This window comes from Kineococcus sp. AC630 (genome assembly GCF_979255925.1).
The window spans coordinates 32057-41807 of the sequence record NZ_CEEDMJ010000036.1 but is presented as its reverse complement, the minus strand read 5'-3'; the positions used below and the strand labels follow the sequence as shown (position 1 = coordinate 41807).

General features: G+C 73.9%; 6 protein-coding genes. All 6 read left to right on the top strand.

Annotated features, from left to right (window positions below; translation table 11 throughout):
* Nucleotides 1-253: 253 nt before the first annotated feature.
* Nucleotides 254-3838 carry a chromosome segregation protein SMC gene (gene smc / locus AC0I8G_RS24360; RefSeq protein ID WP_471732252.1) on the top strand — a complete coding sequence of 1195 codons (3585 nt, stop codon included), beginning with the start codon at nucleotides 254-256 and terminating at the stop codon, nucleotides 3836-3838.
* 113 nt (nucleotides 3839-3951) lie between these two features.
* A complete protein-coding gene (locus tag AC0I8G_RS24355; protein WP_471732251.1) occupies nucleotides 3952-4197 on the top strand; it encodes a hypothetical protein in 246 nt (81 codons plus the stop codon).
* 37 nt (nucleotides 4198-4234) lie between these two features.
* Nucleotides 4235-5407: a signal recognition particle-docking protein FtsY gene (gene ftsY, locus AC0I8G_RS24350; protein ID WP_471732250.1), complete on the top strand. Its 1173-nt coding sequence runs from the start codon at nucleotides 4235-4237 to the stop codon at nucleotides 5405-5407.
* A gap of 225 nt (nucleotides 5408-5632) precedes the next feature.
* Complete coding sequence (locus AC0I8G_RS24345) at nucleotides 5633-6970, top strand: ammonium transporter (RefSeq protein WP_471732249.1); 1338 nt, start codon at nucleotides 5633-5635, stop codon at nucleotides 6968-6970.
* Nucleotides 6967-7305 carry a P-II family nitrogen regulator gene (locus AC0I8G_RS24340; RefSeq protein ID WP_328292074.1) on the top strand — a complete coding sequence of 113 codons (339 nt, stop codon included), beginning with the start codon at nucleotides 6967-6969 and terminating at the stop codon, nucleotides 7303-7305. Before AC0I8G_RS24345 ends, AC0I8G_RS24340 begins: the two co-directional genes overlap by 4 nt.
* A 69-nt stretch (nucleotides 7306-7374) precedes the next feature.
* Nucleotides 7375-9738 (top strand): [protein-PII] uridylyltransferase, encoded by a 2364-nt coding sequence (locus AC0I8G_RS24335; RefSeq protein WP_471732254.1) that lies wholly within the window; start codon nucleotides 7375-7377, stop codon nucleotides 9736-9738.
* Nucleotides 9739-9751: the final 13 nt, after the last annotated feature.

Here is a 9751-nt window from a genome sequence, read left to right as displayed (position 1 = left end):
AGGCGGGGCGGGGACTGCGGGTGAGGCGGCTGGTTCGCTGCTCGCCGGTGGGGCGGGTCGGCACAGAGGTCCTTCCGGGAGTGCACGGTGTCCGAGGGTGTTCCACCGTTCTACATCGGCACCCGGTCACGCATCGAGTACCGAGCGTGTCGTGGTTTCGGTCATTCCGGGTCGTGATGACCATCGGCAGGTCCGCCGCGCGCGACGTTCGCCTGCGCGGATCACGGGGCCCACCTCGTTAGGCTCCTGCCCTGTGCACCTGAAGACCCTCACCCTCAAGGGGTTCAAGTCGTTCGCCTCCGCGACGACGCTGCGACTGCAGCCGGGGATCACCTGCGTGGTCGGCCCGAACGGGTCGGGGAAGTCCAACGTGCTGGACGCCCTGACCTGGGTGATGGGGGAGTCCAGCGCGAAGAGCCTGCGCGGCGGGAAGATGGAGGACGTCATCTTCGCCGGCACGACCGGCCCGGAGGGGCGCTCCGCCCTCGGCCGCGCCGAGGTCAGCCTGACGATCGACAACAGCGACGGGGCGTTGCCGATCGAGTTCGCCGAGGTCACGATCACCCGGACGATGTTCCGCACGGGCGGTTCCGAGTACGCGATCAACGGCCAGACCTGCCGTCTCCTCGACGTCCAGGAGCTGCTCTCCGACTCCGGCATCGGTCGCGAGATGCACGTCATCGTCGGCCAGGGCCAGATCGACGGGGTCCTGCACGCCTCGCCGGAGGAACGCCGCGCCTTCATCGAGGAGGCCGCGGGGGTCCTCAAGCACCGCCGTCGCAAGGAGAAGGCGTTGCGCAAGCTCGACGCCATGGAGGCCAACCTCACGCGCGTGGCCGACCTCGTGAGCGAGATCCGTCGTCAGCTGAAGCCGCTGGGGCGTCAGGCCGAGGCGGCGCGGCGGGCCCAGGTCGTGCAGGCGGACCTGCGCGACTCGCGGCTGCGGCTGCTGGCGGACGACATCGTGCAGGCGAGCAGTTCGCTGCGGCGCGACGAACAGGACGAGGCGGCGCTGAAGGCGCGCCAGGCCCAGGTCGAGGCCGACCTGACCGAGGCGGCGCAGCGCCTCGACGCCGCCGAGGAGGCCGCCGCGGCCGCCGCGCCGGACCTCGCGCGCGCCGTCGAGACCCACCACCGGCTGCAGTCGCTCGCGGAACGGCTCAGGGGGGTGCAGGCGCTGGCGGCGGAACGACTCCGGCTGCTCGCGAACGAACCCGAGGAGCAGACCGGACGGCGCGACCCGGAGGAGCTGCAGGCCTCCGCCGACCGCGTCCGGGCCGAGGAGACCGAGCTCACCGCGCAGGTGGCCACCCACCGCGCCGCGCTCGACGTGGTCCTCGCCGCCCGGGCCGAGGCCGACGCGGCCGCGCGGGCCGAGGACCAGCGGGTCGCAGCCGCCCTGCGCGCCGCCGCCGACCGCCGGGAGGGACTGGCCCGCCTCGGCGGGCAGGTCGCCGCCCGCACCAGCCGCGTCGAGGCCGCCGAGTCCGAGCTGGAACGGCTCTCCGGCTCCCTCGCCGACGCGGAGCGGCGCCGCGAACGCGCCCAGACCGAGTTCGCGACGCTGGAGACCCAGGTCGCCGGGGTCGAGGAGGGCGAGGAGGGTCTCGACGCCGAGTACGAGCGCGCCGCCGAGCAGTTGGAAGCTGCGGAGGCCGCGCACGAGAGCGCCCGCACGGAGCTGTCGGCCGCCGAACGCGAGCGGGCGACCTGGGCGGCCCGCAAGGAGGCGCTCGAGATCGGGCTCTCCCGAAAGGACGGGACCGGGGCGCTGCTCGCCGCCGGGTCGGCCGTCTCCGGGGTGCTGGGCTCGGTCGCCGCGCTGCTGGGCGTCCGCAACGGCTACGAGCAGGCGATCTCGGCGGCCCTCGGGTCCGCCGCCGACGCCGTCGCCGTCTCGACCCCCGCGGACGCGGCACGGGCCATCGCCCACCTCAAGGACGACGACGCCGGCCGGGCCGGGATGCTCGTCGCCTCCGCCGGTTCGTCCGACTGGGACGCCGTGACGGTGCCGGGTGCGGAACCCGCGATGACCCTGGTCACCGCGCCGGCCGACCTGCACCCCGCGCTGGTCCGGCTGCTCGGCGACGTCGTCGTCGTCGACGACCTCGCTGCGGCGCAACGGGTCGCGGAGTCCCGCCCCGATCTCGTCGCCGTCACCCGCGACGGCGACGTCCTGGGCGCGCACCTCGCCGCCGGGGGGTCGCGGTCGGCCCCGAGCCTGCTGCAGGTCCAGGCCGCCGTCGACGAGGCGACCGACGCGCTCTCGGCCGCCGAGCACCGCGCCCAGCGGGCGCAGTTCGCGCTCCAGCAGGCGCAGCGCGACCGGGGCACCGCGACCGAACGGGTCGAGGCCACCCTGGACCGCCTGCACGACTCCGACGCCCGGATGAACGCGGTCGCGGAACAACTGGGCCAGCTCGGCTCCGCCGTGCGATCGGCTGCGGCGGAAGCGGACCGCCTCCGCGCGACGCGGGCGCAGGTCGTCGAACGCCTCGCGGGCGACCGGGCCGGGCTCGCCGAGCTCACCGAACGCTTCGAGGCCGCCTCGGCGGCCCCGGAGGACGACGGTGACGTCACCACCGACGAACGCGACCGCCTCGCCGAGGTCGCCCGCGGGTTCGGCGCGACGGAGACCGAGGCCCGCCTCACCCTGCGCACCACCGAGGAACGCGCCCGCGCGCTGGCCGGGCGGGCCGACGGCCTCGAACGGCAGGCCAGGGAGGAGGTCGCGGCCCGCGAACGCGCCGCCGCCCGCCGTGCCCAGCGCGCCGAGCAGTCCCGCGTCGCCACCCGTGTGCGCGAGGGGGCGGCCAGGGCGCTGGTGATCTGGGAGACCTCCGCCGCCGAGGCCGCGACGCTGCGCGCCGCCGCGGAGGCCGCGCGGGCGAGGTTCGAGGAGGAGGTCACCGGCGCCCGGCGGACCGTCGGGTCGCTGAAGGACGAGCAGCAGCGGCTGGGTGACTCCCGCCACGCCGACGAGGTCGCCCGCGCCCAGCAGCGCTGGAAGATCGACCAGCTGCGCCAGCGCTCGCTGGAGGAGCTCGGCACCGACCCCGACGTCCTCGTGCAGGAGTTCGGCCCCGACCAGCTCGTCCCGCCGTCGGCGCCGGCCCCGGGGGACCCCGAACCCGAGACGGAACCCGCACCGCGCCCCTACGTCCGTTCCGAGCAGGAGAAGCGCCGCCGCAGCGCCGAACGCGCGCTCTCCCAGCTCGGGCAGGTCAATCCGCTCGCGCTCGAGGAGTACGCGGCGATGGAGGAACGCCACCAGTTCCTCGTCACCCAGTCCGACGACCTCAAGAACTCGCGCAAGGACCTGCTCGACATCGTCAAGGAGGTCGACGAACGCGTCGAACGCGTCTTCTCCGAGGCCTTCGCCGAGGTCGCCGAGCAGTACGAGCAGGTGTTCCCCCGCCTCTTCCCCGGGGGTGAGGGCCGCTTGGTCCTCACCGACCCCTCGAACATGCTGACCACCGGCATCGAGGTCGAGGCCCGCCCGGCCGGCAAGAAGGTCAAGCGGTTGTCGCTGCTCTCCGGGGGTGAGCGCTCGCTCGCCGCGGTCGCGATGCTGGTCTCGATCTTCCGGGCGCGCCCCAGCCCCTTCTACGTCCTCGACGAGGTGGAGGCCGCGCTCGACGACGCGAACCTCTCGCGGCTCATCACGCTCTTCGAGGAACTGCGAGCCTCCAGCCAGCTGATCATCATCACCCACCAGAAGCGGACGATGCAGATCGCCGACGCCCTGTACGGCGTGACCATGCGTGGCGACGGGATCAGCACCGTGGTCAGTCAGCGGATGCGCGAGCCCGCACCCGCCCAGGTCTCCGTCCGGTGACGCCCCGGTGAGCATCTGGTCACGGGGCGGCAACGTTGCGCGCGTGGAGTGGTGCGGGCTTGACGCACGGGGCACGCTGGGCGGGTGAAGATCCGGGTGGTGGTGCTCTCGTGGTGACGACTCTGCTCGTGACGTTCGCCCTGACCGTGGGGCTCGCTCTCGTGGTGCTGCTCTCGGTGGCCGCGCCGACGATGCGCCGACGCGGGAGCCGGCTCATCGCCCGCATCGACGCCTGGGCGGGTCGCGTGCTGCCCGTCGTGCGCCACCACCGGGAACGCGTCGCCGCCCGGGTCGCCGAACGGCTGGAGGCCCAGCGCCGCCACCAGGGCGAGGAACGCCGCACGGCCCGAGCGCGCTGACGGGTGGTGGCCCCGGCGTCTGGGAGGATCGACGCTCGTGGACACCTGGGAAGTCATCATCGGCCTGGTCGTCGTCATCGCCCTCGGGGGCGTGGGGGCGGTCGTGGGCCTCGTCCGTCCGCGCAGCCGGCGACGCTCGCTCCCGCCGCGCCCCGGCCGCCAGCCGGGCCTGGACGAGGACGAACCGCTCCCCGGGGTCGGTGACGACGCCGAGTTCCCGCGGGACTCCCCCTCCCGCGCGGTCGACACCGTCGACCTCCCCGAGGGACCGCTCGTCGAGTCGCCCGAGCCGGCCCTCGGCCGACTCGTCCGTCTGCGCGAACGCCTCTCCCGTTCCAACTCCGCCCTCGGCCAGGGGCTGCTGGCGCTGCTCTCGCGCGACACCCTGGACGAGGCGACCTGGGAAGAGGTCGAGGAGACCCTCCTGGTCGCCGACATCGGCTTCGGCCCGACGACGGAGATCGTCGACGCCCTGCGCGAGCGCGTGAAGGTGCTCGGCACCCGCGAACCCGCCGCGCTGCGCGAGATGCTGCGCGCGGAACTGCTGAAGGCCGTGGGCACCGACGTCGACCGCAGCCTCAAGACCACCCGGCACGACGGCCGCCCGGCCGTGATCATGGTCGTGGGCGTCAACGGCACCGGGAAGACGACCACCGTCGGCAAGCTCGCCCGCGTGCTCGTCGCCGAGGACAAGGACGTCGTCCTCGGCGCCGCCGACACCTTCCGCGCCGCCGCGGCCGAGCAGCTCGCGACGTGGGGCGACCGCGTCGGGGTCCCGACCGTGCGCTCGGACAAGGACGGCGCCGACCCCGCCTCCGTCGCCTTCGACGCCGTCAAGCAGGGCATCGACACCGAGGCGGACGTGGTGATCGTCGACACCGCCGGCCGACTGCAGAACAAGGTCGGGCTGATGGACGAGCTCGGGAAGGTCAAGCGCGTCGTCGAGCGGCACGGACCGGTCGACGAGGTCCTGCTCGTCCTCGACGCGACCACCGGGCAGAACGGCCTGCGCCAGGCGGCGGTGTTCTCCGAGGTCGTCGACGTCACGGGCATCGTGCTGACCAAGCTGGACGGGACCGCCAAGGGCGGCATCGTCGTCGCGGTCCAGCGCTCGCTCGACGTGCCGGTCAAGCTCATCGGGCTGGGGGAGGGTGCGGACGACCTCGCGCCCTTCGACCCCGAGGCGTTCGTGGACGCGATCCTGTCCTGATCGTGAACCGGTGACAGCGCGGTCACGGTGGGGTGACGAGGGGCGACCGGGGACGTCCGCGTAACGCGATGTTCACACCGGCACCGCCCTCGTCACGTGCCCGAAACACGACGCGCGAAGGTCTGTAACGCGGGAACGTCACGGTGGAGCCGCTCCCAGCCGCTGCGAAGCGGCCGTCCCTGCTCCCCGCCGGCTCCGCCGGCCTCGTGGAAGGCCTTGTTGCCCATGGATACCGGTGACACCGCCTGGGTCCTCACGTCCGCGGCCCTCGTGCTGCTGATGACCCCCGGTCTCGCGCTCTTCTACGGCGGCATGGTCCGCGCGAAGAGCGTCCTGAACATGATGATGATGAGCTTCGGCGCCATGGCCCTGATCGGGGTCCTCTGGGTGCTCTACGGCTTCTCGATGGCCTTCGGCAACGACGTCGGCGGCGGCCTGCTCGGTGACCCGTTCGAGTACTTCGGCCTCAACGGCCTCCTCGGCGCCGACCACCTCGTCGGCACCCTGCCGGCCATGGCCTTCGTCGCCTTCCAGTCCGTCTTCGCCATCATCGCCGTCGCCCTGATCTCGGGGGCGATCGCCGACCGCGCCAAGTTCGGCGCCTGGATGGTCTTCGCCGGGGTCTGGGCCACGATCGTCTACTTCCCCGTCGCGCACTGGGTGTTCGCCTTCGACGGCGTCGTCTCCGAGGTCGGCGGCATCATCGCCGGCTGGGGAGTCATCGACTTCGCCGGTGGTACCGCCATCCACATCAACGCCGGTGCCGCGGGCCTGGCCCTCGCCATCGTCCTCGGCAAGCGCCGCGGGTTCGGTCGCGACCCGATGCGCCCGCACAACCTGCCCCTGGTCATGCTCGGCGCCGGTCTGCTCTGGTTCGGCTGGTTCGGCTTCAACGCCGGGTCGGCCACCGCGGCCAACGGCACCGCGGCGGTCGCGTGGGTCAACACCCTTGCCGCCACCTCCGCCGCCATCCTCGGCTGGCTGCTCACCGAGAAGGTCCGCGACGGTCACGCGACCTCCCTCGGTGGGGCCTCGGGTGCCGTCGCCGGCCTCGTCGCCATCACCCCGGCCTGTTCCGCGCTCAACCCGGTCACCTCGATCGTCGTCGGCGTCATCGCCGGTGCGCTCTGCGCCCTGGCCGTCGGCCTGAAGTTCAAGCTCGGCTACGACGACTCCCTCGACGTCGTCGGTGTCCACCTCGTCGGCGGGCTCTGGGGCACGATCTCCATCGGCCTGTTCGCCACCGCGGACGCCCCGGCCGCTCAGGACGGGCTCTTCTACGGCGGCGGGGCCACCCTGCTGGGCAAGCAGGTCGTGGCGGCGCTCGCGGTCATGGTCTTCTCGTTCGTCATGACCATGATCATCGGTACGGTGATCAACAAGACGATGGGCTTCCGCATCGACGAGGAGGACGAGGTCACGGGCATCGACACCGTCGTCCACGCCGAGTCCGCCTACGACTGGGGCACCCTCACCGCGGGAGGTGGCCGGGTCATCGGCTCGCCCTCCAGCCCCACCGACGCCCGCCACTCCTCCACCGGATCCTCGGAGGTCTCCGCATGAAGCTCCTGACCGCCATCATCAAGCCCCACAAGCTCGACGACGTGAAGGCCGCGTTGGAGTCCTACGGGATCCAGGGCCTCACGATCTCGGAGGCGTCCGGGTTCGGCCGCCAGCGGGGTCACACCGAGGTCTACCGCGGGGCCGAGTACACCGTCGACCTCGTGCCCAAGGTCCGCGTCGAGGTCCTCGTGGACGACGTCGACATCGCCGACATCGTGGAGGTCGTCGTCAAGAGCGCCCAGACCGGGCGCATCGGTGACGGCAAGGTCTGGACCCAGCACGTCGAGGACGTCGTGCGCGTGCGCACCGGCGAACACGGCCCCGACGCGCTCTGACCCCTGACCCAGCGGCACGGAGGAACCACCTGATGAACCCGTCTCGGGCAGGTCGGCGTTAGCGCCGACCTGCGCACCGAGCGACTCGCGCTGGCGGTGCGGGCGGGCAGACCCGGCCCGCACCGTCGCGCCGAGCTCGTCGAGCTCGTGGAGTCCCGGTTGCGCGACGTGTGGGCGGACGCCCTGGCCCCCCTGGCCCAGGACGCGCCCGAACTGCTCGACGACTCCTCCGGGGTCGCCCTGGCCTGCGTCGGTTCGCTGGCCCGGGGCGACTGCGGCCCCGCCAGCGACGTCGACCTCGTGCTGCTGCACGACGGCCGGCGCCTCCCGCGGGGCGACGTGGCCGCCCTCGCGGACCGCGTCTGGTACCCGCTGTGGGACCAGGGGCTGCGCCTGGACCACTCCGTGCGCACCGCCAAGGAGTGCCGCGAGGTCGCCGCCGCGGACCTCGCCGCCGGCACCGGCCTGCTCGACCTGCGCGTCATCGCCGGTGACGGCGGACTCGTGGCCCGCACCCGCGGGCACCTGCTCGACGACTGGCGTGGCGGCGCCCGCCGGCGCCTGCCCCAGATCCTCGACGGCCTCGCCGAACGCGCCGCGCGCTTCGGTGAGCTCGCCTACCTCCTCGAACCGGACCTCAAGGAGGCCCGCGGTGGTCTGCGCGACGCGATCACCCTGCGCGCGCTGGCCGCCAGCTGGCTCACCGACCGCCCGCACGGCGCGGTCGACGAGGCCCACACCGTCCTGCTCGACATCCGCGACGGACTGCAGACCTCCTCGGGTCGCCCCGGCGACCGGCTGATCCTGCCCGAGCAGGACGCCACCGCCGTCGTCTGCGGCTACGCCGACGCCGACCTGCTGCTGGCCGCCGTCGCGCAGGCCGCCCGGACCATCTCCGCGGCCGTCGACGTCACGACCCGCCGGGCCCGCCAGTCCATGCCGACCCGACGCTTCCGGGCCACCGGTCGACGTCCCCGGCTGCGTTCGCTGGGCCACGGACTCGTCGAGCACGACGGCGAGGTCGTCCTCGGCGCCGGGGTCAGCCCCGCCGACGACGCCGTCCTGCCGCTGCGCGCCGCCGCGACCGCCGTCCGCGTCGGGCTGCCGCTGTCCCCGGTGACGCTGGAGCACCTCGTCACCACCTGCCCGCCGCTGCCGCTCCCGTGGCCGGCCTCGGCCCGGGAGGCGATGCTCGAACTGCTCGCCGCCGGGTCCGCGCAGGTGCCGGTGTGGGAGTCGCTCGACATGGTCGGGCTCGTCGAGGCGTGGATCCCGCAGTGGACGGCGATCCGCAACCGCCCGCAGCGCAACGCCGTCCACCGCTGGACCGTCGACCGCCACCTCATCGAGACCGCGGTCAACGCCCAGCCCTTCCTGCGCGAGGTCGAGCGACCCGACCTGCTGCTGCTCGCGGCGCTCACCCACGACCTCGGCAAGCTGCCCGGGGTCCAGGACCACTCCCGCCGCGGCGCGCCGCTGGCCCGGGCCGTCGCCGAACGCGTCGGGCTCGACGCCGAGGACGCCGCCGTCGTCGAGCGGCTCGTCGCCGAGCACCTCACGCTCGTCGACCTCTCCACCCGACGCGACCCCGACGACCCGCAGACCGTCGCGGCCCTCGTGGCCGCCGTCGACGGCAAGGCCGAGACCCTCAAGCTGCTGCGGGCGCTCACCGAGGCCGACGCGCGGGCCGCGGGCCCCGCGGCGTGGTCGCCCTGGCGGGCCCGCCTCGTCGACGACCTCGTCGCCCGCGCCCGCAAGAGCCTCTCGGGGGAGGAGGCGCCCGGTCCGGCGCCCTTCGACGAGGCCGAGCAGGCGCTCGCCGCCGCCGTCGCGCGCGACGGGGAGACCCGGGTCACCGTGCGCGAGGTCGACGGGTTCTTCGTCGTCACCGTCGTCACCCCGGACCGGACGGGGGTCTTCGCCGACCTCGCCGGTCTGCTCGCCGGGCACCGCTTCCTCGTCCGCTCGGCGCTGGTGCGGACACTGGAGGGCGTGGCCGTGGACTCCTGGTGGGTGGAGTCGCCCAGCGGTGACCCGCCGTCGGCGGTCCTGCTGCGCCAGAGCCTGGACCGGATCGTCGGCGGGGACGTCACCCTCCTGGACCGGCTCGCCGCCCGCGACGCGCAGACCCCGAAACCGGCCGGCGGGGTGCGTTCGCTCGTCGCGCACCCGCGGATCGTGATCCTCCCCGGTGCCTCCGAACGGGCCACGGTGCTGGAGATCCGGGCCGCGGACCGGCCCGGACTGCTGCACGCCCTCGGGCGGGCGCTGGCGGAGGAGCAGATCGACATCCGTTCCGCCCACGTCGCGACCTACGCCGCGCAGGCCGTCGACGTGCTCTACCTGGCCGAGGCCTCCGGCGAGCGGCTCTCGCCGCCGCGGGTGGCCATGGCGATCCGGGCGCTGTCCGACGCGGCGGAGGTCCCGGGCTAGATCCGACCGTTAA